Source organism: Xanthomonas maliensis, from assembly GCF_009192945.1.
Classification (GTDB): Bacteria; Pseudomonadota; Gammaproteobacteria; order Xanthomonadales; family Xanthomonadaceae; genus Xanthomonas; species Xanthomonas maliensis.
Genome location: NZ_NSET01000032.1, coordinates 127,235 through 152,798, shown reverse-complemented (window position 1 = coordinate 152,798; position 25,564 = coordinate 127,235). Strand labels below are relative to the sequence as shown.

Genomic DNA, 25,564 nt, shown 5'->3' with positions numbered 1-25,564 from the left:
TCCTCGCTCAGTGCGTCGCCGCCCCGCCGACCTCGTCGTTGAGCAGCGCACCGGCGTAGAAGCCGGCCAGCATCAGGGTAAGCCCGCCCCAGAAACTGGAATAGAACGCCAGGTGCGTGTTGAGGGGGAACAGCGTCGCCGCCAACGCGATCATGGCCGGACGCGCCTGCTCGCGCGCCGCCGGGCTGGAATAGCGCCAGGCGCGCCAGGCCTGCGCCAGTCCCGCCAGCCACAGCAACAACCCCAGGACGCCGGTTTCGGCGAGGATCTCCAGGACCAGCTGATGCGCGTGGAAGGCCGGCCCATCCCCCCAGGCGGGCGCCTGCGACGGCGCCGGATCGCAGGCTGGGTAGGCTTCGCGAAATCCGCGCACCCCGATACCGTTGAACGGATGGCTGCGGATCATGCAGACCGCCGCGCCCCAGATCTGCGCCCGCCCGGACAGCGCCTGGTCCACGCCCTGGGCGTCGTCGCCGAACGCCAGCGCCGTGCGGGTGATGCGCTCGCGCGCTTGCGGGGCCACCGCCACCACGCCGGCGGCCACCAGCAGGCCCAGCAGGGCAACCAATAGCAGCCGGCGCCCGCCCAACAGCTGCCATCCCGACAAGGCCACGACCACCGCGAAGGTGATCCAGGAAGCACGTGAGCCGGCCAGTACCAGCACCACGCCGACCGCCGCGGTACTCGCCAGCCATGCCCAACCGCCGCGCCGCCCCGCCAGCACCAGCACCAGCAGGAAGGGCGAAAGGCTGGCCAGCGTCTGCCCAAACTTCAGATTGCATGGCCCGAGCACGCCGCTGAGGCGGTCCACCCGCGCCAACTCCTGGGCGGTGCACAGTCCGTGCCCACTGATCACTTGCTTGAGCTGGTCCAGCCCGAAGAACAGCGGACTGGTGCCGAACACCGCCTGCAACAAGGCATCCAACGTCCACACCCCGGCGATGATCGCCAAGCCGCCAAAGGTGCGGCGGCGACGCGCGGCATTGGCGACGGCCATAGCGCACAGCCACATGAAGGGCAGATAGCGCAGGTCGGTGGCGGCTTTGCGCAGCGCACGACCGGCGTCCAGTGCATCGATGGCCGACAGCATCTGCGGCAGCCAATAGGCCAGGAACAGCACGCTGGTCAGCGCCCAGGACGCCCCGCTGAGCAGGCCGGTGCCGCCGCGGAAGCGTGCCTGCAGCAATCGGTAGGCAGCAAAGACCGCCCCCAGCGACAGCACGGTCTCGGCCAGCCCTGGGGTTGGCCACAGCGCCACGAATACCAGCACCCAGACAGGCGCCCAACGCCCGGCATCGGGACTCAGGACCGAGCCAGGGGCCACGGTGTCAGCGCTGTCGGAGTTCGTCATAGACCTTCAGGGTGGCCGATTGCATGGCCTGCAAGGTGTACGGCAGCACGGCAGGCGGCGCCAGCGCGTGCTGCAGCAAGGCAGCCGCGCGTTGGCACAACGCTGCGGCGTCGAACGGCGCGACCGCGCCCTGTGGCTGCAACTCGGCCAACAGCTCGCCGACCCCGCCGTGCGCCCACCCCAGCACCGGACGCCCCACTGCCAGCGCTTCCACGACCGTGCGTCCGAACGCCTCCGGCTTGCGCGACAGTTGCAGCACCAGGTCGCTGGCCGCATAGGCCTCGGCGATGCGGTCGGTGGGCGCGGTGAAAGCGACGGCCGCAGCCACCCCCAGGCGTGCGGCCTCGGCTTCGAGTTCCCGCACATAGGCCTCGCGCCCGGGCTCGCGCGCTCCGGGCAACCACAGCCAGGCAGGGATGCCGCCAGCGCGCAATGCGGCCAGGAGCTGCAGACCGTCGGCATGGCCTTTGAGGCGGGTGCCCCGGCCGGGCAACAACAACAGCGGCGCGGTGTCAGGCAGATCGGGCAGCAGGCGCTGTGCCCAGGCGCGTGCAGCGCGGTCCGGCAGCGGCCGGCGCGGAAACTGCGCCAATTCCACCCCGCGCGGGATCACCCGCAGGCGGCTGGGATCGGTGTGCGGATACTGCGTTCGCACGTAGTCGGCCACGGTCTGCGAGACGCAGATCACCCGTTCGCCGGAGGTCATCACCCGGCTGTAGCGACTCGGCGAATTGAGGCCATGCACGGTGGTGACCCAGCGCGGGCGGGTCGCTGCCGGCATGCCCCGCAAGGCGTACCAGCCCAACCACGCCGGCAGACGCGAGCGTGCATGCACGATGTCGGCCCCCAGGGTGCCGAACAAGCGACGCAGCGCCGGCACATGCCGCACGCTCAGCAACGACTTGCGACCGATCTCCAGGGTCACGTGCTCGGCCCCCAGCGCCTGCAACGCCGGCACCAGCCGGCCACCGGCGGAGACCACGACCGCGCGCTGGCCGGCACGCACCAAGGCGTCGGCGATCTCCAGCGTCGAGCGCTCCACGCCGCCGGACTGCAGAGCCGGCAGCAGTTGCACCACGGTCAGGCGGTGCATGCCGCCCGGATCAGTCGGCCAGGACGAACAACGAACCGCAGTATGGGCACTTGGCCTCGCCGTTCGGCTCGTCCTCGATCGGCAGATAGACCCGTGGGTGCGAATTCCACAGCGCCATTTCCGGCGTCGGGCAGCTCAACGGCAGATCGCTGCGATGCACGGTGTAACGCTTCTCGGCGTTGGCGGGCGCAGTGGCGGTAGGGCTCATGGCGATGCGGTCGAAAGGGAACGGATGCCTGCATTCTAGCAGCGGGCATCGGCCCACTGTCGGCTGCCGGCCGCCACAAGGCTCCCGCGGCCGGGCGTGCGCCAGCAGACCACATCCGTTGACCCTCCGCGCCGCGCGACCGAACGGGCGGACGAGTGCGACTGCGCGTCGGCAGCGACGCCTCCTGTGTTCGTATCGGGCCTGCGACGCCCGCCTGCACCGACGAGGCGCCCTCGCTGTACTGCCTTGCCAGCCGTGGAAGGGGGCTCCATGCAATCGCATCGCCTTGCGCCAGCCTCGCTCAAGCTCGCTTGCATGCAGCGCGCGGCTTGGACAGGATCCGGGTGGCCGTCGGCGCTCAGCCGACGGGAGGGGCGGCGCTGTAGGCGGTGACATGCGCAAACGCCGTCCGATCGATTCGCATTGACGCCGCTAGAAGGAACCTGCCTGACGTGCTCTCCCCTGCCCTTGCGCATCGCCGGCTATTGACCGCCGCGGTGATCGCCTGCACCGCCGCGGCGCCTCTGGCACAGGCGGCCAGCGGGTTCTTTACCTCGTTCGAGCCAGGACAGGCGCAGCCGGCGCCGATCGATGCGCCAGCGCTGGCGGTCGAAGTGGGAACCGGACCTGCCGCTCCGTACGCTGGCAAGCCGAACGCCGGCTACAGCGGTCTGCAGGCCTTGCGTTACACGGCCAAGGCCGTGAGCGGGCGGCGCACGCTGTTCGCCACCAACACGCGGATTGACGAGAACACCACGCTGTCATGGATGGTGCTGCCGGAAAGCGTCGGCAACGATCAGGTGGCCTCGACCTATGTTTCGCTCGATCTGCGCTTCGATGACGGCACCCGCCTCTCCACGACGTCGGCGCAGGATCAACATGGCGTCGCGGTCGGTGCGCATGCGCAGGGACAGTCGAAGACCTTGTACCCGCAGCAATGGGCACACAAGCAGGTGCGGCTCGGCGCAGTGGCGGCCCTGCGCGACCGCCGGGTGGTGGCCATCGAACTGGAGGTCGCGCCGCCGGCAGGCGCCACGGCGGTCGGCTGGCTCGACGATATCGTGCTGGGAGAGCTGCCGGCGCCCGCACCTGCCCGGCCGTCGGACTGGGTGCTGACCACTCGCGGCACGCACTCCAACGGCACCTTCTCGCGCGGCAACAATCTCCCCGCCACTGCAATGCCGCATGGCTTCAACTTCTGGACCCCAGTGACCGATGCCGGAACCCTTGGCTGGCTGTACCGCTGGAGCGAGCACAACGACGCCGACAATCGTCCGCGGTTGCAGGCCTTGTCGCTCAGTCATCAACCCAGCCCCTGGATGGGCGACCGGCAGACCTTCCAGGTGATGCCATCGCTGAGTGCGGGGATACCGGAGGCGGATCGTGCCAAGCGTGCGCTGGCGTTTTCGCATGCCGACGAGCGCGCGCGCCCCTATCGCTATGCGGTGCAGCTGGAGAACGGCATCCACGCCGACATCGCGCCGACCGATCATGCCGCGCTGTTCCGCTTTCGCTTTCCCGACCACGGCGATGCCAACCTGCTGTTCGACAATGTGGACGCGCGTGGCAGGCTACGCCTGGATGCGGCAACGCAGACGCTGTCTGGCTATACCGATGTGCGGAGCGGGCTGTCGACCGGAGCGACGCGCATGTATGTCTACGCCAGTTTCGACCGGCCATGGCTCTCCAGTGGCCGCATCGAGAGCGGTCGGCCGACCGGCTGGATCAAGTTCGATGCCGGCAGCGCGCGCCAAGTGCAGATGCGCATCGCCACCTCGCTGATCTCGCTGGATCAGGCCAGGCATAACCTGGCGCTGGAGATCGCACCATCGGCAAGCCTCGAGCAGATCGCCGCACGCGCGCAACAGGCCTGGGACGCGCTGCTCGGCCGCTTCGAGGTGCCCGATGCCAGCGACGACCAGAAGACCACGCTGTATTCCAATCTCTATCGGCTGCATCTGTATCCGAACTCCGGGCACGAGAACGTCGGCAGCGCGACCGCGCCCGATTGGCGCTACGCGAGCCAGAACAGTTGGTCGGACAACAACACCGATGGCAGCGCGGTGCGCAGCTTTGCGCCGATCCGCGATGGCCGCGTCTACGTCAACAACGGTTTCTGGGACACCTTCCGCACCGCCTGGCCAGCGTATGCGCTATTCGCGCCCGAGCAGGCCGGCGCACTGGTGCAGGGGTTCCTGGAACAGGCGCGGGCTGGCGACTGGATCGCGCGCTGGTCCTCGCCCGGCTATGCCGACCTGATGGTGGGCACCAGCTCGGACGTCGCGTTTGCCGATGCCTGGCTCAAGGGGGTGCAGGGCTTCGACCCGGCCGAAGCCTATGCGGCAGCACTGAAGAACGCCACCGTGGTGCCGCCGGATCGACATGTCGGCCGCAAGGGCATGGCGCGCTCGACCTTCCACGGCTATGCCGATACCGACACGCCCGAAGGCCTGTCGTGGTCAATGGAAGGCGCGCTCAACGACTTCGGCATCGCCAACATGGCCGACGCATTGTCGCAACACGCCAAGACGCCGACGGAGCGCGAGCGGTATGCGACCGAAGCCCTGTATTTCCGCCAGCGCGCGGCCGGCTACGCGCTGCTGTTCGACCCCAGTATCGGTTTTTTCCAGGGCCGCACTGCCAGTGATGCGTGGCGCCTGCAGGCGAGCGCGTACGATCCGCGCGTATGGGGCAACGACTACACCGAGTCCAATGGCTGGACCTTCGCCTTCACCGCGCCCCACGATGGCCAAGGCCTGGCCGCGCTCTACGGTGGGCGCGATGCGCTGGCCGCCAAGCTGGATCGGTTCTTCGCCACGCCCGAAACTGGCGCAGCTGAATTCGCCGGCTCCTACGGCGGCGTGATCCACGAGATGACCGAAGCCCGCGATGTGCGCCTGGGCATGTACGCCCACAGCAACCAACCGGCGCACCACATCCCCTGGATGTACCTGTTCGCCGGACAACCGTGGAAAACCCAGCAGCTCACCCGCGAGATTCTCGCGCGCCTGTACCTGGGCAGCGAGATCGGCCAGGGTTATGCCGGCGATGAAGACAATGGCGAAATGTCGGCCTGGTATCTGTTCGCCGCACTGGGACTGTATCCGCTGCGGATGGGCGCGGCCGAGTACGTGATCGGCTCGCCGTTGTTCAAGCACGCCCGCGTGCAGCTGCCGGGCGGCGCCCTCATCATCGATGCGCCGAATAATTCGCCGCAGAACGTCTACGTGCAATCGCTCACGCTCAACGGCAAACCCTGGAACAAGACCTGGCTGCCGCATGCCGCCATCGCCAACGGCGCGACACTGGCGTTCGTGATGGGACCGACGCCCTCGCGCTGGGGCAGCGGCGCAGACGCGGTCCCGCCTTCGCTGACCCCACCCGGACAGCGGCCCGCGCCGCTGCGCGACCTGCTCGCCAGCACGGCGCGCATCACCCTGGACAATGGCAGCGAACTGGCGAACCTGCACGATGACGATGCGAAGACGCTCGGCACACTCTCGCCGGGCGCGACGCTGACGCTCAGTGGACTGGCACACGGGACAGCCACGCTCTACACCTTGACCAACGGTTCCAGCCCGATCGCTGCTGCCGGCTGGACGCTGGAAGCGCGTGACCGGACGGGCGCATGGAACGTGATCGATCGACGCTCGCAAGAAGCATTTGCTTGGCCGCTGCAGACGCGCCCGTTCCGTATCGCCACGCCCGGCGTCTATGCCGAGTATCGGCTGCGCCTACAGACGCCGATGCGTACGCAGTGGGCGGAGATCGAGCTGCTCGGCTCCAAAGCCGCGACACCGTAAACGCGGCGCGTGCTCGCTACTGGAAATGACCGCCGGGCATGACGCCCAGCATGTGCGCCTTCGAGGTGAGACACGCGGCTGGACATGGCCAACCGCGTCTCGTCGATGGATCCGCCGCCCTGCCGCCGAGCGAGCCAGCGCAACCGGAGGGCGGCACTACGGTGCCGCCACGCCCGTCAGTCGTTGCTCTTGTCTGCCCCGCCCTTCTCGGCTTCCAGCAGCTTGCGGATCTGCGCGTCCACTGCGGCAATCGCGGTCATGTTCATCACCCGGCGCGAGGTGGCGCTGGTGGTGAGGATATGCACCGGCTTGGAGATGCCCATCAGGATCGGGCCGATCGCCACGCCATCGGTGAACACACGCACCAGGTTGTAGGCGATGTTGGCCGCTTCCAGGTTGGGCAGCACGAACAGGTTGGCGCGCCCCTTCAAGGTGCTGTTGGGCATGATCTGCTTGCGCAACGCCTCGTCCCAGGCGGTATCGCCCTGCATTTCGCCGTCGATGTTGAGCTCGGGCTTGCGCTTGAGCAAGGCTTCGCGCACCTGACGCATCTTCAGCGCATCGCGCGAGTCGTGGCTGCCGAAGTTGGAATGCGACAGCAAGGCGATATTGGGCTCGATGCCGAACAGCTTGAGGCGATAGGCAGCCTGCAAGGTCGCCTCGACGATCTGCTCGACGGTGGGATCTTCCTGCACATGGGTATCGAGGAAGAAGAACACGCCGAGCTGATTGATCACTCCGGTCATCGCCGAGGTCGAGCTCACGCGGGGCTCCAGCGGAATCACGCTGCGCGCATAGCCCAACTTCTTGTGGAAACGGCCGACCACGCCGGACAGCATCGCATCGGCCTCGCCACGCGCCACCATCACCGCCGCGATCAGGGTCGGACGCGAACGCATCAGCTCCTTGGCCGCGGTCACGGTCACGCCGCGACGCTCGGTGAGCGCGTGGTAGTACTGCCAGTAGTCGTTGAAGCGCGGATCGTCGTGGATGTTGGTGATCTCGAAATCCTCACCGGCACGGATGCGCAATCCCATGCGCTCGATACGCGCCTCGATCACCTCCGGGCGGCCGATCAGGATCGGGAAGGCCAGGCCTTCGTCGATGACACTCTGCACCGCGCGCAGCACCACCTCTTCTTCGCCCTCGGCATACACCACGCGCTGCTTGTCGGCACGCGCGCGGTCGTAAACCGGCTTCATCATCAGGCTGGTGCGGTAGACGAACTGGCCCAACTTGTCGCGATACGCGGCCATGTCGGTGATCGGCCGGGTGGCCACACCCGAGTCCATCGCCGCCTGCGCGACGGCCGAGGACAGCTCCACCAGCAGGCGCGGGTCGAGCGGACGCGGAATCAGATAATCCGGGCCGAAGCTCGGGGTTTCGCCGCCGTAGGCCGCACCCAGGTCGGAGGCCTCACGACGTGCCATCGCCGCGATCGCCTTGACGCAGGCGATCTTCATTTCCTCATTGATGCCGGTGGCGCCCACGTCGAGCGCGCCGCGGAACAGATAGGGGAAGCACAACACGTTGTTGATCTGGTTCGGATAGTCCGACCGACCGGTGCCGATGATGCAATCCGGGCGCACGGCCTTGGCCACTTCCGGGGTGATTTCCGGATTCGGGTTGGCCAGTGCGAAGATCACCGGCTGGCGCGCCATCGTGGCGACCATCTCCGGCTTGAGGATGCCGGCAGCCGACAGGCCCAGGAAGATATCCGCGCCCTCGACGATCTCGGCCAGGGTACGTTTGTCGGTGTCGCGCGCGTAGCGCTGCTTGTCCGGATCCAGATCGGTGCGGCCGGTGTGGATCACGCCATCGCGGTCCAGCGCCAGGATGTTCTCCGGCTTCAGGCCCAACGACACCAGCATGTTGACGCAGGAAATGCCGGCCGCACCCATGCCGGTGGTGGCCAGCTTGACCTCTTCGATCTTCTTGCCGGTGACCACCAGCGCGTTGAGCACGGCTGCGCCGACGATGATCGCCGTGCCATGCTGGTCGTCGTGGAACACCGGGATGTTCATCCGCTCGCGCAGCTTGCGCTCGACGATGAAGCATTCCGGCGCCTTGATGTCTTCAAGGTTGATGCCGCCGAAAGTCGGCTCCAGGCTGGCGATGATGTCCACCAGCTTGTCGGGATCGTTCTCGTTGATCTCGATATCGAACACGTCGATGCCGGCGAACTTCTGGAACAACACGCCCTTGCCTTCCATCACCGGCTTGGAGGCCAGCGGGCCGATATTGCCCAAACCCAGCACTGCAGTGCCGTTGCTGATCACTGCCACCAGATTGCCGCGCGCGGTGAGTTCGCTGGCATGGGTAGCGTCCTCGACGATGGCCTCGCAAGCGAACGCCACGCCGGGCGAGTACGCCAGCGACAGATCGCGCTGGGTCAGCATCGGCTTGGTCGCGGTGACCTTGATCTTGCCGGCCGGCTGTTGGCGGTGGTAATCGAGGGCGGCCTGTTTGAAGTCGTCGGTGGACATCGGTGGTGTGGTTCTCAAAGGCGCAGGAGGCTGAATTCTACCCTCCTGCCTGAACAAGGGCCTGTCGCGCAGCTGTCAGTGCGACAGGAACGTGGCGTGCTGCAACGCGAAACGGCCCTGCACCCCACCGGGAGACCGATGGAATGCAGGGCCGTAGGAACCCTCAGCGCAGGCTGGCCGGGGCCGTGCCCGGCTGGCCGACTGACGCCTGCAGCGGCGGCTGGCGACCATCCAGGGCGTTCTGCAGCTGGTCGTGATCCAACGCATTTTCCCAGCGCGAGACCACCACGGTGGCCACGGCATTGCCGACGAAGTTGGTCAACGAGCGGCACTCGCTCATGAAGCGGTCCACGCCCAGGATCAGCGCCATGCCGGCCACCGGCACTTCCGGCACCACCGCCAGCGTGGCGGCCAGGGTGATGAAGCCAGCGCCGGTCACGCCAGCGGCGCCCTTGGAGCTGAGCATGGCGACCAGCAGCAGCGCGATCTGGTGACCCAGGGTCAGTTCGGTATTGGTCGCCTGGGCGATGAACAGCGCCGCCAGCGTCATATAGATGTTGGTGCCGTCCAGATTGAACGAATAGCCGGTCGGCACGACCAGGCCCACCACCGACTTCTTGCAGCCGGCCTTCTCCATCTTCTCCATCAGCGAGGGCAGCGCCGACTCGGACGAGGAAGTACCCAGCACCAGCAGCAATTCGGCCTTGAGGTAGCGGATCAGCTTGATGATCGAAAACCCGCACAGCCGACTGACTGCCCCCAGGATCACCAGTACGAACAGCAGCGAGGTGATGTAGAACGAGCCGACCAGCCAGGCCAGGTTGACCAGCGATTCCACCCCGTACTTGCCGATGGTGAAGGCGATGGCGCCGAAGGCGCCGATCGGCGCGGTCCGCATCAGCAGGTGGACCAGCTTGAATACCGGGGCGGTCAGCGCCTCCAGCAGGTCCTGCACCGGCTTGCCGCGCTCGCCGACCATCGCCAGGGCGATCCCGAACAGCACCGCCACGAACAGCACCTGCAGGATGTTGGGGCCGGTGAGCTTGCCGCTGGCGACCTGGTCGCCGGTGAAGGCGCCGACCAGCGAGTTGGGGATGATGTCCATCAGGAAGCCGACCAGGGTCAGGTCGTGCGACTTCTCGACGTAGCTCTTGACCGCGCTCTGGTCCAGATCGGCCGGATTGATGTTCATGCCCGCGCCCGGCTGCACCACGTGCGCGACGATCATGCCGACGACCAGCGCCAGGGTGGAGAAGAACAGGAAGTACACCATCGCCTTGCCGAACACCCGGCCCACCGTCTTCAGGTGGGTCATGCCGGCAATGCCGGTCACGATGGTCAGGAAGATCACCGGGGCGATGATCATCTTCACCAGCTTGATGAAGGCATCGCCCAGCGGCTTGAGGCTCTCGCCGAAGGCCGGCTCGAAATGGCCCAGCAGGGCGCCGAGGATGATCGCCACCACCACCTGGAAGTACAGCTGGCGGTAGAACGGCACGGGGGTCGGCAACGGACCGACAGCGGGCTTGCTGATGCGCATGGCAGCACTCCGGGGGAACAGAGGGGCGCCTGGCAGGCACCCGGTGCGGCATTCTCGCCACAGCCCGAGCAGGTGGCCGATAACCCATTGGTACTACGCACTGTCTGGCCGCTGAACACCGGCTTACACTTCAGCGGCGCCGAACGCGGCCGTTAATTGCATTTAACGCAGGCACCGATCCACCGACGCTGTTGCACGGCCCCTGCGCGCCGTATGAATTCGTTCATAACGCTCGCCATGGCAGGACGCCCGGCCCAATCTCACCACACAGACCATTCCTATGCGCCTCAATCTGCTCGTCCTCGCACTGGCCATCGCCATCGCGCCCGCCGCCGCCCAGGCGGCCACCTCGATCGAAAACTGGCCGACCAAGTACACCTTCGGTGACGGCACCGAAGTTGGCCTGACCGGCAACTACGCCTACGACGACAACAATTTCTCCGGCGACGACCGTCTGGAAGACCGCACCGACTTCCGGCGCAAGGAATTCGGCGCCACCCTCAAGAAGAAGGGCGTTTACGACGCCATGGTCTATTACGACTTCGAATCCAAGCTGTGGCTGGACGTGTTCTACCGGTTCGAGACCAAGGCCTTGTTCGGCCAGGACTACGGCCGCGTGCGCCTGGGCTACATCAAGGTGCCGGTGGGCCTGGAAGCGGTGCAGAGCTCGCGCGCCGGCAGCTTCATGGAACTGGGGCTGCCGAGCCAGGCCGTGTTCGAGGGCCGGCGTACCGGCGTGGAATGGACGCTGGAGCGCCAGCAGTACCTGCTGCAGGCCGGCGCCTACGGCGGCAAGGACCTGCAGGGCGACAACCCCGGCACCACCCAGGCCGTGCATGCGGTGTGGACCCCGTTCAAGAGCGAAGGTGACGTGCTGCACCTGGGCTTTGCCGGCGCGATCGAAAACCCGCGTGGCTACACCGACGGCCGCGGCGTGTCCTTCAGCCCGCGCGTGCGTCTGCGGGCGCGTCCGGAAGCGGGCCTGACCGACGTGCGGCTGATCGACACCGGCACCATCGTGGACGTGGACCATGTGATCCGTACCGGCCTGGAAGGGGTCTGGATCCATGGCCCGTTCTCGCTGCAGAGCGAAGCGCTGCGTGCCGAAGTGGCGCGCAACGATAACCAACCGCACTTCATCGCCCAGGGCCAGTACATCTACGGCACCTGGTCGCTGACCGGCGAATCGCGCAGCTATGCCGGCGGCGTGCCGGGCAACATCAAGCCGACGCACGACTACGGCGCGATCGAATTGACTGCCCGCTACAGCCACCTGAACCTGGAAGACAACAAGGTCCATGGCGGCCGTCAGCACGACACCACCATCGGCGCCAACTGGTACCTGACCAGCCACTTCAAGTTCCAGGCCAACTACAGCTGGGTCGATGCCTCGCGTAACGGCGTGCACGAAACGCCGAAGATCATGGAACTGCGCGCGCAGGTGCAATTCTAAGCCACCGCTGGCAATCGCAAGTCCGCACGGCCGCGTCCTCCGGGACGCGGCCGTGTGCGTTTGCGGCATGCGCTTCGCCGGCGGGCCTGCGCCCGCCATACTGGGCGCATGTACGCTTCGCAACGCCGCCGCCTGCTGTTCACCCTGTCGATCATCCTTGGCGGCATGCTGGTGGCGATGTTCGCCGCTGGGCATTTCGTCGAACAGCGCGCACTCAGCGACGAGAGCGCCACGGTGCGCCGGCAATTGCGCCTGTATGCGCAGGCCTTGCAGCAGCGGATCGACCGCTACCGCACCCTGCCGCAAATCCTGGCACTGGACCCGGAGCTGCGGGCGGCAGTGGCCGGCTCGCTGTCGGCTGCCGATGTCGATCGGCTCAATCGCAAGCTCGAACGCGCCAACAACGTCACCCAGTCCTCCACGCTGACCCTGATCAACCGCGACGGCACCGCGCTGGCCGCCAGCAACTGGCGCGACGCACGCAGCAACGTAGGAGTGGACTACGCCTTCCGTCCCTACTACCAGCAGGCCATCGCCCACGGCAGCGGCAGTTTCTACGGCATCGGCATGACCACCAGCGAGCCGGGCTACTTCCTGTCGCAGGCCATCGTCGACCCGTCCGGCCAGGCCCAGGGCGTGGTGGTGATCAAGATCGCGCTGGCCGCGCTGGAGCGCGAATGGCTGCAGACGCCGGACATCGTGCTCGCCTCCGACGCCCATGACGTGGTGTTCCTGGCCAGTCGCCCCGCCTGGCGGTACCGCATGCTCGCCCCGCTCGACGGCGACGATCGCAACGAACTGCAAAGCACGCGGCAATACGCCGACCAGCAGCTGCTGCCGCTGCGTCGGCAGGTGGTCGAGCGGATCGGCGACGGCGGCCTGCTGGCCGAGGTGCGCGACCCGCCGCTGACCGGCCTGGTGCTGTGGCAGACCTTGCAGGTCCCCGAGAGCGGCTGGCAGCTGCACCTGCTGCACGATACCCGCAGCAGCGCCGCAGCTGGACGCGCCGCAGCGATCGCCGCAGCCGGCGCCTGGCTGGCGTTGGCGTTGCTTTGGCTGTTCGTACAGCAACGACGACGGCTGGCGGCACTGCGTCTGCGCAGCCGGCGCGAGCTGGAGGCAGTGCTGCAGCAGCATGCCAAGGAATTGCGCACCGCGCAGGACGGCGTGGTGCTCGCCGCGCAGCAGGCCAACGCCGGCCTGAGCCGCAGCCTGGAACACCTGCCGCAAGGCGTGGTGGTGATCGACGCCGAGCTCAAGCTGGTGGCGTGGAATACGCGCTATGTGGAGCTGTTCCGATTTCCGCAGGAGTTGTTGCAGATCGGCCAGCCGATCGAGGATCTGTTCCGCTTCAATGCGCGCCGCGGCCTGCTCGGTCCGGGACCGATCGAAGCGGCGATCGAACGCCGGCTCAATCACCTGCGCAGCGGCAAGCCGCATCTGCGCGAGAGCGAAAAGGAAGACGGCACGGTGCTGGAGATCCGTGGCAACCCGCTGCCCGATGGCGGCTTCGTCACCAGCTATGCCGACATCACCAGCTACAAGAACGCCGCCCGCGAGCTGCGCTCGCTGGCCAACGCCCTGGAACATCGGGTCGCCGAACGCACCCGCGACCTGGCGGCCGCCAAGCGCGATGCCGAAAACGCCAACCGCTACAAGACCCGTTTCGTCGCCTCGGCGGTGCATGACCTGCTGCAGCCGCTCAACGCGGCGCGCATGTTCGTCTCGGTGTTGCGCGCGCAGGTGCGCCATGAGGACGGCGCACGCCTGGTCGATAACGTGGACGAAGCCTTGGCGGCCCAGGACGCCATCCTCAACAGCCTGCTGGACATCTCGCGGCTGGAAGCCGGCAGCTTGAAGACCCAGGTCCGCGACGTCGCGCTGGGGCCGCTGCTGGACACGCTGGCACGCGAGTTCGGCATCCTGGCCGAGGATCGCGGCCTGGTGCTGGAGCTGGTGCCCACCTCGGCGCTGGTGCGCAGCGATGAAACCTTGCTACGCCGCATCCTGCAGAACTTCCTGTCCAACGCCATCCGCTATACCGCGCGCGGCCGCGTCGTGCTCGGATGCCGCCGTCGTGGCGACTGGCTACGGATCGAGGTGCACGACCAGGGCCCTGGCATTCCCGAGGCCTTGCAGGGCGAGATCTTCGAAGAGTTTCGTCGCCTGGACGATGGCGTGGCCAACGACCGCGGCGCCGGCCTCGGACTGGCGATCGTCGAGCGGATCGGCCGCCTGCTCGGCCACCGCATCAGCTTGCGCTCCACCCTGGGCAGCGGCAGCGTGTTCTCGGTCAGCGTGCCGCTGAGCGCAGGCGCGACCGTGACCGCAGCGCCGACGGCGCCAGTCCTCGCAGAACCCGGCAACGATCCGATCCTGCATGGCTGCCGGATCTGGTGCGTGGACGACGATGCGCGCGTCTGCGAGGCCACCCGCACCTTGTTGGAACGCTGGGACTGCCGGGTGGATTTCGCCGGCGGACCGGACGAGGCGCTGGCCTGTGCGCACGCCGACGACGCGCCGGAGCTGCTGTTGCTGGATGTGCGCATGGGCGCGCACCATGGCCCCATGCTGCTGCAGCAACTGATGGAGCGCTGGCAGCGCGAGCCACGCATCATCCTGATCACCGCAGAGCCCGACCCGGCCCTGCGCGAGCACGCACAGGAGCTGGGATGGGGCTTTCTTTCCAAGCCGGTTCGTCCGCCGGCCCTGCGTGCATTGATCACGCAGATGTTGTTGCGGCGCGGATGAGGCGTGCGGTCAGAAACCTGCGCCTGCAGGTAAAACCCGGGGAATGGCGCGCCTCCAGGATGTCGGGCTTCTGACCGCAAGAGACCAGATGATGTCCGACCATACGGCATGCGTCTTATGCAGTTGTTTCACAGCCCCGCCTACAAGGGACGCGGTCTTTTGGCTCGTTTCCGCGCACCGAACTGCGCGCGCTTTCAATCGCGCTTGCTTGAGGGCGATAAAGTACGTGCAAACATGCGCCTAACCACGCAACCACCCGATGTCTCTGCCCTGGAAAATGAGAGCCATCATGTCCAGATCTGGCTGCTTGATATTCGCCTCGTTGCTTGTCGCCGGCTGCGCGGCGGATCTGCCGGTGCAGGCCGCAACGCCCGCCAGCACCGTGCAGCCGGCTGGCCCGGTGCGCGCGGACATCGACCCGTCCACGCTGCAAACCTTGAATCGCGTGCTGCATCAGGTGTCCAGCCATCGCAGCCTGAGCGCTGGGCATCTGATCAAGGTGATCTCGGCGGAGTTTCTTGGCACGCCGTATCAGGCCAACATGCTGCAAGGCTCGGCCACCACGCCGGAGAAGGTGATCATCGATTTCAGGGGTCTGGATTGCTTCACCTATCTGGATTATGTGGAGGCGGCGCGCCACGCCTATTCGCAGCAGGATTTCGTCGATCGCCTGATCCTGACCCGGTACGTCGATGGCATCGTGGGCTTCACCACGCGCAAGCACTTCTTTTCGGACTGGGTCACCCGCTCCTACCCGCTTGCCGAGGACATCACCGCAACACTGAGCTCCAAGGCAGTGCGCGTGGACAAGGCGCTCAACCTGAAAGCCGACGGCAGTGTTTACCTGCCCGGATTGCCGGTGGTGCAGCGAACCATCACCTACATCCCCGCCGCCGATGTGGATCGCCAGGTCATCCGGCAACTGCGTAGCGGCGACTACATCGGCAGATACTCCCCGGCCGCTGGGCTGGATGTCAGCCACGTCGGCATCTTCCTGCAAACCGACCAGGGCCCGGTGCTCCGCAATGCCTCGTCGCGACCGGAAAACGAGAAGGTGGTGGATTCGCCGTTTACCGAATACGTGGCACGCACTGTAGGCATCGTGGTCTACAGGCCCAAGCCGTCATCGTAGTTGCCAAGGCGTTGCGCAGCCTGCGTCAACGCTTGCCTGGGGGCGCCGGCGCTGGCGATTGCCCGAGAAGCCAGCGCGCTCTACCTAGCACCCATCACTCAACCCGGCGCTACAGCGCGTCCGGCCATCGACCCGGAAGATTGGGCAAGGATGGCGGATCACCAGGCTCATGCCATGCCGCCCCCTTCCCAACATCCTCACCCTTGCCGGAGCACACGCCGATGCAAACACACTCCCACGTCGGCATGTGGGTCACCGGCGACGGCAGGATCCGCCAGGCCGTGTTGGCCGACGGCCGCGATGACGAAGCGCGGACCGAGTGGGATTCCGCATCATGGACGCGCGTGCAACGGCTACGCGCTGTGACGCAGCGATCGGCCTGGCATGTGGTGGGCGCAGGCATCACATGGCGGCGCCTGCGGGGAGCCGATGCATGGCGCGAGGTGGCCGCCACAAGACATGGGCGATACCGTTGTCGACCTTCGATCAGCCGGCAGCCGGCGCCATCGCCGCTGCAAACGCCGCGCCCTGCCGTTGCCTAACCCTCGCCTTCCGGCTCCAACGCCTTCACCAGCACCGCGGCCTGCGTGCGGCTATAACAATCCAGCTTCTTGAGGATCGCGGTGACATGCACCTTGACGGTGTTCTCGGCCAGTCCGAGCTCGTGGGCGATCTGTTTGTTCAACAGCCCGTCGGCCAGGCACAACAGCACGCGAAACTGCTGCGGGGTCAGCTGCGCCAGCTTGGCCGCCAGCTGTGCGTCGGCCTCCGAACGCTCGGCCGTCATCGGCGGGAACCAGGTGCCACCATCGAGCACGGCCGCCACTGCCGTGCCGATGGTGTCGGCCGGCGTGGACTTGGGAATGAAGCCGGCCGCGCCGAACTGCTGCGCGCGCCGGATCACCCGCGGGTGGTCGTTGGACGAGATCACCACCACCGGAATGTCCGGATGCTCGCCACGCACGTGCAGCAACGCCGAAAAACCGCGCGCGCCCGGCATCGCCAGATCCAACAGCACCAGCTCGGCCTGCGGATGCGCCCGCAGCATCGCGCTCAACGTGGTGGCACTGGAGGCCTCCACCACCTGCACCTGCGGCAGGCTCTGATGCAGTACATGGATGACCGCCGAGCGGAACAACGGGTGGTCGTCGGCAACGAGGATGATGGAATCGGCCATCTGCCAAGTCTGGCACCGGCCCGGCGGTTTGCCCAGCTAGAGCGTGTGATGCACGTTGAGATGGGATGCGTTGGCCGTCAGCGGTGCGGAGCGGGTGCTGGGTGGCGCCGGCTTGGCTGACACCAAGGCAAATCGCGCGGTGCGCGCTGCGTGCCGCTGACGGCCAACCCTACGGGAAGCGCCCTGTGGCGCGCCGAGACCGCGTTGCGCGCCTTGCCCAGGCGGGCTAGCTGGGCTGCAGCGCAGGCCTTGTCTCGACGCGCCGCAGGACGCGTCGCACTCACCTCAACGTGCATCACACGCTTTAAGGCGGCGGCTGCGTACTGGCCCGCCATGCCTCCAGGAACTGGCGGCGCTTGAGTTTATCCAGGTAAACCAGCAGGCCTGGCCCCAGCGGGATCGGCCGAAACGGCGGACGGGCCGCGCGATCGCGGCCGCCGGCGGACGGCAGGATCGGCATCAAACGCGCCTCGCGCGACAGCACCTGCTGCCCGCGTGGCGACAGCAGATAGTCCAGAAAGCGGCGGGCCTCGCTCGCGTGCGGCGCGGTCTTGGGGATCACCGCAGTGCGCAAGGCCACCAGGGTGTAGTCCTGCGGCTGCACGATGCCCAGCGGCGCACCGGCATCGATGCGCGCCTGCGCGTACGATCCCAGCACGTTGTAGGCCAGCAGCAACTCGCCGCGGCTGACCCGGTCCAACAGCGTGCCGGTGCGCTCTTCCAAGCGCACCTGGTTGGCACCCAGCGCGGCCAGCAAAGCACCGGCGATGGTCCCCAGTTGGCCGTCCTGGGTGGCGAACAGATAGCCCACGCCGCTGCGGGCCACATCGTAGGTCCCCACCCGCCCACGCAAGGGCGCATCGGGCGCGCGCAGCAGTGCCAGCAGCTGTTGCCGCGTGCGCGGCACCCGCGCCGGATCGAGCAGACGCGTGTTGTAGACGATGGCCACCGGCTCGTAGCTGATGCCGAACACTTCATGCCGCCACTGCGCCCATGCCGGCAGCGCCTCGGTCTGCGCCGAACGATGCGCGAGCGCGTGGCCGTCGTTCACCAGCTTGGTCTGCAAGTCCATGCTGGCGCTGATCAGCACGTCGGCAACGCGTCCGCCGGTGCCCGGATGCAGATAGCGGTCGTAGATATCCCAGGCGATCACATCCTCGTAGACGACCTCGGTGTGCGGATACAGCCGCTGGTAGTCCTGGATGACCGCCGCAAACACGTCCAGGTCGGTGGAGCCTTGCACGCGCAACTGCGCGCGCACCTCAGCGTGCGCCGGGAACCGCCGGACCTGCCCAGGATCGCCCCAGGCAACGCCATGCGCCAACAACAGCAAGGCCAGGATGCAACGCCAGCGTCTCATCGCACTGCTCCAGGAAAATATAGCGAGGCCACCAAGCCGCCCTCGAGGCGGTTGCTCAGGTCGATTCTCCCGCCATGCGCCTCGACCACCCGCTTGACGATGGCCAGCCCCAAGCCTGCGCCGCCGGCCGGCGCGTCGGCACCGCGCGTGAAACGCTCGAACACGCGCTCGGCCTCGGCCGCCGGAATCCCCGGGCCATGATCGGCGATGGTGATCACATGCTGATCGCCCGCACTGGTCAACGCTACCTGCAGCGGCGCGCCGCCGCTGTATTTGCAGGCATTGTCGAGCAGGTTCTTCAGCGCCTCGCGCAGCAGCAAGGCATCGCCACGCAGCAGCGCCGGCTGCGGATCGATCGCCAGCTGCATGCGTGGCACCGGTTCGCTGCGCGGGAGCGCCTCGTGCAAGGCCTGGTGCAGCACTTCGGCCAGATCCACCGGGGCAAACCGTTGCAGGTTGGCGCGATGGATCACGCTGGCATCGCTGAGCAACTGGTTGAGCAGCCGGCTCATGTGACTGGCATTGCGTTCGATCGCCGCCAGGCTGCGGCGCATTTCCTGTGGATCGTCGTCGTCCATCGCCAGCTGTGCCTGCGCCCGCAAGGCGGCCAACGGCGTGCGCATCTGGTGCGCTGCCTCGGCCATGAAGGCGCGCAAGGTCTCGTTGCTGGAAGAGAGCCGGGCCATGAAGCGATTGAGTGCCGCCACCATCTGCTGCATCTCCTGCGGCGCCGGTGCGGTCAAGGGTTTCAGATCGGAAGGCTCGCGGCGCGAGAGGTCGCGTTCGATGCGTTGCAGCGGCCGCAGCGCGCGATAGACCCCCAGCCACACCAGGGCCAGCGACAACAGCGACAGCACGCCGATCGCCGCCAACGCCTGCCAGATGACTTCGCGTGCCACGGCATCGCGCGCACGCCGGGTCTGCCCGACTTGTACGCGCACCTCGCCCTGCGCCGATGCCGATGCCACCCGATGCGCCACCACCACGAACCGGACCGGCTCGCCGCTATAGATCGCGTCGAACAACAGCGGGCGCTCGCTCTCCGGCGCGCGCGGCGGCAGCGGCAGATCTTCCGCACCGGTAATGGTCTGCCCGCGCGCATCGAAGACGCGATAAAACACCCGGTCTTCCGCCGCCATGCCCAGCAAGTCCAGCGAGGCATAGGGCAAATCCACCTGCCAGTCGCCCCCCACCAGCGCCACGCTGTCGATGATCGACAACGCCGACGACACCAGCAGGTGATCGTAGGAGCGGTTGGCTGCGCGTTCGCCGTAATCACGCGCGACAAAGAACAGCGCGATCGCACCGAACAGCGACAAGCTCCCCAGGTACACCAGCAGGGTGCGCCGCAACGAGGGCGCCACTGCCGAGGACTCAGCCATCGCCATCGTCGTCGCCCTTGGACTCGGCGAGCGCCTGCGGCTCGGCCGCTTCCAGCTTGTAGCCGGCGCCGCGCACAGTGACGATGCGCAGCGGCGCTGCCGCCAGCTTGCGCCGCAGGCGACCGACATACAGCTCGATCGCGTTCGGGCCGGCTTCGTCGTCGAAGCCGAACAGGCCGTTGCCGATCTCGTCCTTGCCCACCACCTGCCCCAATCGCCCGATCAGGATTTCCAGCAGGCGAAACTCACGATTGGGCAACTCGATCGGCACGCCATCCAGGTTCACCGTATGGCCAGCGTTGTCGAACACGAATCCGCCCACCTGCACCACCGCACTGGCGTGGCCCTGGTTGCGCCGCAGCAGTACGCGGCAGCGCGCCTCGAACTCGCGGAAATCGAACGGTTTGCCCAGGTAGTCGTCGGCGCCGACGTCCAACGCCTGGACACGATCCTCGATGCCGTCGCGCGCCGTCAGCATCAGCACCGGAGTGGCATCGCCACGCTCGCGCATGCCGGCCAGCACGCGCAGGCCGTCCAACCCGGGCAGGCCGATATCCAGCACCACCAGGTCGAAGCGTTGGTAGCGCAGCACGCTGGCGGCAGCCAATCCATCGCGTTGCCAATCCACCGCATGCCCGCTGCGGCGCATGCGCCGCACGATCGCATCGGCAAGATCGGCATTGTCTTCGACGAGCAACAGGCGCATGAGGCGGTGATCGAGGATGGGAGAGGCGAAGGTGGGCTACTGCGGCCGGAAGGTAACAGGCCAGCGCCGCAAAAGCTCGCCTAGGCGGCCAACCGGCATCCGCTGCCACGACAGGCGCATGACAGCTTCGCGCGACTAGGCTGCAGCCATCTCGCCGCGGCGGTGTCGTGGCGAACCATCGATGTGACTTGCACATGCACCTGGGAGGGTCTGTGGTCAACGATAGCTTGCGCCTGCGCGCCATTGCCGCTTGCGCGGTCCTCAGCCTGGCATCGGCGGCCCATGCCGCCGACGACGACGGCCCGATCACCGCCACCGTTGGTGGACGCGTTCACTGGGATTTCACCGCATTCGACAACGACGACCGCGGCACGCCCGATCGCAACGACACCCAGTTCCGCCGCATCTGGCTGGATGTCTCGGGCAAGTTCTACGGGTTCGACTACAAGGCCGAAGCCGACTTCGCCGGCCTGCAGTACGAACCCGGCAGCCGCGGTGTGCTGGCACGCGACGTCTATCTGGCCAAGCGCTTTGCTGCCGGCACCCTGACCGTGGGTCAGTTCAAGCAGTATTTCTCGCTGGATGACCGCACCGGCTCCAACTATGGCCCCTTCCTCGAGCGCGGCTATGCGTCCACCACGCTGGCGCCGATCTACCGCAAGGCGATCTCCTGGCAGGCCCATCGGCCCGATGCGACCTGGTCGAGCTCTCTCTACAGCTTGGAGAGCATCGATAACTCAGCCACCAAGGGCGGCGGACTGGGGACCCGCCTGACCTGGGCGCCGGAACTGGGCGAAGCGCGCCTGCGCCATCTGGGCCTGTCGCTGGCGCATGAACGTTACTCGCACCCCGGTAGCGGCGGTGCCGCGCCGCTGCTGATTCGTCCGCGTCCGGAGAACGATCTGGCCAACAACAGTCGCATCACCCTGGCGCGTTTCGCCGACGGCCGCGACACGGATTTCGACAAATGGTCGCTGGAGTATGCCGAGGTCGTCGGCCCCTGGTCCTGGCAGGGCGAGTTCAGCGGTGCGGTGCTCGACGACGACGCGCAGCATGCGAACATCCTGGCGACCTATGGCCTGGTCAGCTGGTTCGTGACCGGCGAATCGCGCGGCTACGACCGCAAGACCGGGCGTTTCAGCCGGATCAAGACACCCAACCATCGCGCCGGCGCGTTCGAGTTGGCGTTGCGCTACGACCGCATGTGGGGCGATCAGCACCTGCGCGGCGCACCCGACTTCATCGATGCGACCACGCAATCGTGGACGCTGGGCGGCAACTGGTACATCAAGCCCAATCTGCGGGTGATGCTCAATGTGATCGACAGCCGCAATCGCGACAGCATGCTGCATACGCTGGTCGACCACACGCTGGCGGTGACCGGCCGCTTCCAGTACGACTTCTGATGCAGCGTCCGCCGGCCTTGCGCACCCTGCTCTCTCGCTCGTCCCCCGGTCGACGGCCAGACCGTCGTCGCCCCGTTTTCTCGCTGCACGCCACAAAGGACGCACCCGCATGCTGACCGCGCTCGGTTTCGGAATGGTGATCACCTTCATGTATCTGATCATGAGCAAGCGGTTGTCGCCGCTGGTGGCTCTGATCACCGTGCCGATCGTGTTCGCACTGCTGGGTGGCTTCGGCACCGGCATCAACGACATGATGCTCGACGGCATCAAGAAGATCGCTCCTACCGGCGTGATGCTGATGTTCGCCATCCTCTACTTCGGGGTGATGATCGATGCCGGCCTGTTCGATCCACTGGTCGGGCGCATCCTGCGCGTGGTCAAGGGCGATCCGATGAAGATCGTGCTCGGTACCGCGATCCTGGCGATGCTGATCTCGCTCGATGGCGACGGTTCGACCACCTACATGATCACCGTCTCGGCGATGCTGCCGCTGTACCAACGGCTGGGCATGAATGCGCTCAACCTGACCTGTGTGACCATCCTGGCCGGTGGCGTGATGAACCTCACGCCGTGGGGCGGGCCGACCGCGCGCGCGGCCACCGCCTTGCACGTGGATCCATCCGATGTCTTCGTGCCGCTGGTCCCGGCGATGCTGATCGCACTTGCCGGCATTCTGCTGCTGGCCTGGACGCTGGGCATGCGCGAGCGCCGCCGCCTGGGCGTGGTCCGACTGCCGGCCGACGGCAACTGGCCCGCATCCAGCCTGCCCGAGGAAGGCGATGCGCTGCCGCGGGTGGAAGACACCGACGACATCAAACGCCCCAAGCTGCTGTGGGTGAACCTGCTGCTGACGCTGGCGCTGATGGGAGCACTGGTGGTCGGTGTGCTGCCAATGCCGGTGTTGTTCATGATCGGCTTTGCGCTGGCGCTGATGATCAACTATCCCAATCTGGCCGAGCAACGCCGTCGTCTGGTCAATCATGCCGGCAACGTGCTGGCGGTGGTCTCGCTGATCTTCGCCGCCGGCATTTTCACCGGCATCCTGTCCAATACCGGCATGGTCGAGGCGATGTCGCGCAGCTTCCTGGCGGTGATTCCGGACAGTTGGGGGCCGTACCTGGCGGTGATCACCGCCGTGGTCAGCATGCCGTTTACCTTTTTCATGTCCAACGACGCGTTCTACTTCGGCGTGCTGCCGATCCTGTCCGAAGCGGCCGGCCATTACGGCATCGCACCGGTGGAAATGGCGCGCGCCTCGCTGGCCGGGCAACCGGTGCATCTGCTCAGCCCTCTGGTGCCCTCGACCTATCTGCTGGTGGGCCTGGCCAAGGTCGACTTCGCCGACCACCAGCGCTTCACGCTCAAGTGGGCGGTGCTGATCTCGCTGCTGTTGATGGGCGGTGGCTTGGTGTTTGGGTTGTTTCCGTTGGCTCGGTAGGGCGAAGGGCGAAGGGCGAAGGGCGAAGGGCTCGGGACCCGGGACCCGGGACCCGGGACCCGGAAAGCGTTTCACCCTCGCCTTCCACGAGTTGCCGTTCTTCATCTGCTTTTTGCGTGTTGCTTTGCGTGTTGCGTTTCGCTTTTGGCTTTGCGCCTTTCGCTCCCCGGGTCCCGAGTCCCGGCTAAAGAGCCCCCGGCTGTCCCCCTCCACCTCCCACAAGGATCCCACCAATGACTCTCCGCATCGCATACGTCACCAGCGGCATGGGCAGCGTCGGCACGGCGATCTGCCAGAAGCTGGCGCGTAGTGGCCATACCGTGGTGGCGGGCTGCGGCCCCAATTCGCCGCGCAAGGCAGGCTGGCTGCGCGAGCAACGCGAACTGGGCTTCGATTTCGTCGCCTCCGAAGGCAACGCCGCCGACTGGGATTCCACGGTCGCCGCCTTTGCCAAGGTCAAGGCCGAGGTGGGCGAGATCGACGTGCTGGTCAATAACGCCGGCGGCAGCCGCGACACCTTGTTCCGGCAGATGAGTCGCGACGACTGGAACGCGGTGATCGCCAGCAACCTGCATTCCCTGTTCAACATCACCAAGCAGGTCATCGACGGCATGACCCAACGCGGCTGGGGACGCATCGTCAATATCGGCTCGGTCAGTGCGCACAAGGGGCAGATCGGGCAGATCAACTTCGCCACCGCCAAGGCGGCGATGCATGGCTTCAGCCGCGCGTTGGCGCAGGAGGTGGCCGCACGCGGGGTCACCGTCAACACCATTTCGCCTGGCTACATCGCCAGCGCGTCCATCAGCAGTTTTCCACCGGACGTCCTCGATCGACTGGCCACGTCGGTGCCGGTACGCCGGCTTGGCAAGCCCGCCGACGTTGCCGGCCTGTGCGCCTGGCTCGCCTCGGACGAGGCCGCATATGTCACCGGTGCCGACTATCCGGTCAATGGCGGCCTGCACATGGGGTGAGTCGCCCGCCCGCGTGGGCGGCGCAGCGCATCGACCGTCAGGGCAAGCACATCGACACGCTGGCGATCTTGCCATGCACCTGCACCACGCGCAGCGCATCTGCTGTCGCGGTTGTGCCGTGAATGGCGTCAAGCGGACGCCAGCGGAACTCGACACGTTACCGGGGCGAACTGATTACACTCTGGTTTTTGCATCCTGCGCTGCCATGGCAAACCCGTCCGATCGGCCCACCCCTGCCGCTCGTCCACAGATGGCCGACATCGCCCGCATGGCGGGCGTGTCCGAATCCACCGTCTCGCGCGCACTGGCCGGTAGCCCGGTGGTCGCCGAACGCACCCGTGCCTATATCAAGCAAATCGCTGCCGAGGCCGGTTACCAGGTCGATCCGGTGGCGCGCAGCCTGCGCGCCCGGCGCTCCAACACGGTGAGCGTGGCAGTGCCGATGATGCACGCCCTCGACCAACCGCTGTCCGATCCGTTCCTGATGACCATGCTGGCGCTGCTCGCCGAGGAGCTGACCGGGCGCGGCTACAGCATGCTGCTGTCCAAGCTGGATCGTCACCAGGATGGCTGGGTCGAGCAGCTGGCGCGGGGCAGCCGCTCGGACGGGGTCATCGTGCTCGGCCAGAGCTTCGAGCATGCCTCGCTGGATGCGGCCGCGCGCGACGGCCTGCCGATGGCGGTCTGGGGCAGCCGTATCGACGGCCAGTCCTACATCAGCGTTGGCAGCGACAACTTCCAGGGCGGCCGGCTGGCCACCGATCATTTGATCGCCAGCGGCCGCCGCCGCATCGCCTTTCTTGGCGACGACCAGTTGCCGGAAGTGGCGCCGCGTTTTGCCGGCTACCGACAGGCACTGCAGGAGCATGGACTGGAGTTCGACACCCGCCTGCATGCGCGCAGCCATTTCGTCAGCGAGGATGCATATCGCCTGACCCGCGCCATGCTCAAGAAGACCGATCCACCCGACGGCTTGTTTGCCGCCTCCGACGTGATCGCGGTGGGCGCCGTGCGCGCCCTGGTCGAAGCAGGCCATCGTGTGCCGCAGGACATTTCCCTGGTCGGCTTCGACGATATTCCGCTGGCGGCCTACAGTCAGCCGCCGCTGACCACGATCCGCCAGGATCTCGCGCTCGCCGCGCGCCTGCTGGTGGATCGCTTGCTGGCGGCGATCAATGGCGAGCCGGTCGAGTCGGTGGAGATGCCGGTGCGGCTGATCGTGCGCGAGTCAGCGTAAGCCGGCGATCGTCGGCAGTCGCATCCCCAGGTCCACAAGCGCCCCCCCTGCCCCGTGCTGCGTGCCG

The 25,564-nt window shown here is 66.8% G+C and carries 17 protein-coding genes and 1 pseudogene; 9 read left to right on the top strand and 9 right to left on the bottom strand.

The genetic code is table 11. The features are described 5' to 3' along the window. Positions 1–7: 7 nt before the first annotated feature. Genes CKY51_RS10950 through CKY51_RS10940 form a run of 3 tightly spaced genes read right to left on the bottom strand, consistent with a single transcriptional unit; the run spans position 8 to position 2,652 of the window. Positions 8–1,351, bottom strand: coding sequence for an O-antigen ligase family protein (locus CKY51_RS10950; protein WP_022972164.1), 1,344 nt, complete (start codon positions 1,349–1,351; stop codon positions 8–10). Further along, positions 1,329–2,444, bottom strand: coding sequence for a glycosyltransferase (locus CKY51_RS10945; protein ID WP_022972165.1), 1,116 nt, complete (start codon positions 2,442–2,444; stop codon positions 1,329–1,331). The genes CKY51_RS10950 and CKY51_RS10945 overlap by 23 nt, the downstream gene beginning before the upstream one ends. A gap of 10 nt (positions 2,445–2,454) precedes the next feature. After that, positions 2,455–2,652: a zinc-finger domain-containing protein gene (locus tag CKY51_RS10940; RefSeq protein ID WP_022972166.1), complete on the bottom strand. Its 198-nt coding sequence runs from the start codon at positions 2,650–2,652 to the stop codon at positions 2,455–2,457. 452 nt (positions 2,653–3,104) lie between these two features. Between CKY51_RS10940 and CKY51_RS10935 the strand changes: the two genes are divergently transcribed. Then, entirely contained in the window at positions 3,105–6,455 is a 3,351-nt protein-coding gene (locus CKY51_RS10935) for a GH92 family glycosyl hydrolase (protein WP_031339652.1), read from the top strand. 176 nt (positions 6,456–6,631) lie between these two features. On the opposite strand, the gene CKY51_RS10930 is transcribed toward CKY51_RS10935, so the two are convergent. Together CKY51_RS10930 and CKY51_RS10925 are read right to left on the bottom strand one after the other, a co-directional pair. Next, positions 6,632–8,941, bottom strand: a complete 2,310-nt coding sequence (locus CKY51_RS10930; RefSeq protein ID WP_152249211.1) for an NADP-dependent malic enzyme — start codon at positions 8,939–8,941, stop codon at positions 6,632–6,634. A 163-nt stretch (positions 8,942–9,104) separates the two neighbouring features. Beyond that, positions 9,105–10,481 (bottom strand): dicarboxylate/amino acid:cation symporter, encoded by a 1,377-nt coding sequence (locus CKY51_RS10925; RefSeq protein ID WP_152249210.1) that lies wholly within the window; start codon positions 10,479–10,481, stop codon positions 9,105–9,107. 280 nt (positions 10,482–10,761) lie between these two features. Here CKY51_RS10925 and CKY51_RS10920 point away from each other — a divergent pair, with 280 nt between their 5' ends. The 4 genes from CKY51_RS10920 to CKY51_RS22960 all read left to right on the top strand — a co-directional run bounded on the left by CKY51_RS10920 (position 10,762) and on the right by CKY51_RS22960 (position 16,359). After that, a complete protein-coding gene (locus CKY51_RS10920) occupies positions 10,762–11,934 on the top strand; it encodes an OprO/OprP family phosphate-selective porin (RefSeq protein WP_022972171.1) in 1,173 nt (390 codons plus the stop codon). Between the two features lie 108 nt (positions 11,935–12,042). Beyond that, positions 12,043–14,685 carry a hybrid sensor histidine kinase/response regulator gene (locus CKY51_RS10915; RefSeq protein ID WP_022972172.1) on the top strand — a complete coding sequence of 881 codons (2,643 nt, stop codon included), beginning with the start codon at positions 12,043–12,045 and terminating at the stop codon, positions 14,683–14,685. Between the two features lie 289 nt (positions 14,686–14,974). After that, positions 14,975–15,817, top strand: a complete 843-nt coding sequence (locus tag CKY51_RS10910; RefSeq protein ID WP_031339657.1) for a DUF1460 domain-containing protein — start codon at positions 14,975–14,977, stop codon at positions 15,815–15,817. 221 nt (positions 15,818–16,038) lie between these two features. Next, a complete protein-coding gene (locus CKY51_RS22960; protein WP_081641370.1) occupies positions 16,039–16,359 on the top strand; it encodes an Atu4866 domain-containing protein in 321 nt (106 codons plus the stop codon). On the opposite strand, the gene CKY51_RS10900 is transcribed toward CKY51_RS22960, so the two are convergent. The 4 genes from CKY51_RS10900 to CKY51_RS10885 form a co-directional block, all read right to left on the bottom strand. Continuing rightward, the gene (locus tag CKY51_RS10900) at positions 16,356–16,994 is read right to left on the bottom strand and encodes a response regulator transcription factor (protein ID WP_022972175.1); all 639 of its coding nucleotides are present in this window, start codon (positions 16,992–16,994) and stop codon (positions 16,356–16,358) included. The two genes, CKY51_RS22960 and CKY51_RS10900, sit on opposite strands and share 4 nt — an antisense overlap. 304 nt (positions 16,995–17,298) lie before the next feature. Further along, positions 17,299–18,354 (bottom strand): ABC transporter substrate-binding protein, encoded by a 1,056-nt coding sequence (locus CKY51_RS10895; RefSeq protein WP_022972176.1) that lies wholly within the window; start codon positions 18,352–18,354, stop codon positions 17,299–17,301. Beyond that, on the bottom strand, positions 18,351–19,736 hold the full coding sequence (locus tag CKY51_RS10890) for a sensor histidine kinase (RefSeq protein WP_022972177.1): 1,386 nt from the start codon (positions 19,734–19,736) through the stop codon (positions 18,351–18,353). Before CKY51_RS10890 ends, CKY51_RS10895 begins: the two co-directional genes overlap by 4 nt. Then, positions 19,729–20,442: a response regulator transcription factor gene (locus CKY51_RS10885; protein WP_022972178.1), complete on the bottom strand. Its 714-nt coding sequence runs from the start codon at positions 20,440–20,442 to the stop codon at positions 19,729–19,731. The genes CKY51_RS10890 and CKY51_RS10885 overlap by 8 nt, the downstream gene beginning before the upstream one ends. Positions 20,443–20,654: 212 nt before the next feature. On the opposite strand from CKY51_RS10885, the gene CKY51_RS10880 reads away from it, so the two are divergent. The 4 genes and pseudogenes from CKY51_RS10880 to CKY51_RS10865 all read left to right on the top strand — a co-directional run bounded on the left by CKY51_RS10880 (position 20,655) and on the right by CKY51_RS10865 (position 25,497). Beyond that, on the top strand, positions 20,655–21,848 hold the full coding sequence (locus CKY51_RS10880; RefSeq protein WP_022972179.1) for an OprO/OprP family phosphate-selective porin: 1,194 nt from the start codon (positions 20,655–20,657) through the stop codon (positions 21,846–21,848). Positions 21,849–21,954: 106 nt separating this feature from the next. Beyond that, positions 21,955–23,286, top strand: a pseudogene (locus CKY51_RS10875) (CitMHS family transporter); the annotation flags it as partial. 233 nt (positions 23,287–23,519) lie between these two features. Then, complete coding sequence (gene phbB / locus CKY51_RS10870; RefSeq protein WP_022972181.1) at positions 23,520–24,260, top strand: acetoacetyl-CoA reductase; 741 nt, start codon at positions 23,520–23,522, stop codon at positions 24,258–24,260. A 205-nt stretch (positions 24,261–24,465) separates the two neighbouring features. Further along, the gene (locus CKY51_RS10865; RefSeq protein ID WP_022972183.1) at positions 24,466–25,497 is read left to right on the top strand and encodes a LacI family DNA-binding transcriptional regulator; all 1,032 of its coding nucleotides are present in this window, start codon (positions 24,466–24,468) and stop codon (positions 25,495–25,497) included. The last annotated feature ends 67 nt before the right edge of the window (positions 25,498–25,564 follow it).

What these genes read in the sequence shown, in the direction of transcription:
- CKY51_RS10950 (WP_022972164.1), bottom strand. Translation starts at nt 1,351, where the DNA reads ATGACGAACTCCGACAGCGCTGACACCGTGGCCCCTGGCTCGGTCCTG.
- CKY51_RS10945 (WP_022972165.1), bottom strand. Translation starts at nt 2,444, where the DNA reads ATGCACCGCCTGACCGTGGTGCAACTGCTGCCGGCTCTGCAGTCCGGC.
- CKY51_RS10940 (WP_022972166.1), bottom strand. Translation starts at nt 2,652, where the DNA reads ATGAGCCCTACCGCCACTGCGCCCGCCAACGCCGAGAAGCGTTACACC.
- CKY51_RS10930 (WP_152249211.1), bottom strand. Translation starts at nt 8,941, where the DNA reads ATGTCCACCGACGACTTCAAACAGGCCGCCCTCGATTACCACCGCCAA.
- CKY51_RS10925 (WP_152249210.1), bottom strand. Translation starts at nt 10,481, where the DNA reads ATGCGCATCAGCAAGCCCGCTGTCGGTCCGTTGCCGACCCCCGTGCCG.
- CKY51_RS10920 (WP_022972171.1), top strand. Translation starts at nt 10,762, where the DNA reads ATGCGCCTCAATCTGCTCGTCCTCGCACTGGCCATCGCCATCGCGCCC.
- CKY51_RS10915 (WP_022972172.1), top strand. Translation starts at nt 12,043, where the DNA reads ATGTACGCTTCGCAACGCCGCCGCCTGCTGTTCACCCTGTCGATCATC.
- CKY51_RS10910 (WP_031339657.1), top strand. Translation starts at nt 14,975, where the DNA reads ATGTCCAGATCTGGCTGCTTGATATTCGCCTCGTTGCTTGTCGCCGGC.
- CKY51_RS22960 (WP_081641370.1), top strand. Translation starts at nt 16,039, where the DNA reads ATGCAAACACACTCCCACGTCGGCATGTGGGTCACCGGCGACGGCAGG.
- CKY51_RS10900 (WP_022972175.1), bottom strand. Translation starts at nt 16,994, where the DNA reads ATGGCCGATTCCATCATCCTCGTTGCCGACGACCACCCGTTGTTCCGC.
- CKY51_RS10895 (WP_022972176.1), bottom strand. Translation starts at nt 18,354, where the DNA reads ATGAGACGCTGGCGTTGCATCCTGGCCTTGCTGTTGTTGGCGCATGGC.
- CKY51_RS10890 (WP_022972177.1), bottom strand. Translation starts at nt 19,736, where the DNA reads ATGGCTGAGTCCTCGGCAGTGGCGCCCTCGTTGCGGCGCACCCTGCTG.
- CKY51_RS10885 (WP_022972178.1), bottom strand. Translation starts at nt 20,442, where the DNA reads ATGCGCCTGTTGCTCGTCGAAGACAATGCCGATCTTGCCGATGCGATC.
- phbB (WP_022972181.1), top strand. Translation starts at nt 23,520, where the DNA reads ATGACTCTCCGCATCGCATACGTCACCAGCGGCATGGGCAGCGTCGGC.
- CKY51_RS10865 (WP_022972183.1), top strand. Translation starts at nt 24,466, where the DNA reads ATGGCAAACCCGTCCGATCGGCCCACCCCTGCCGCTCGTCCACAGATG.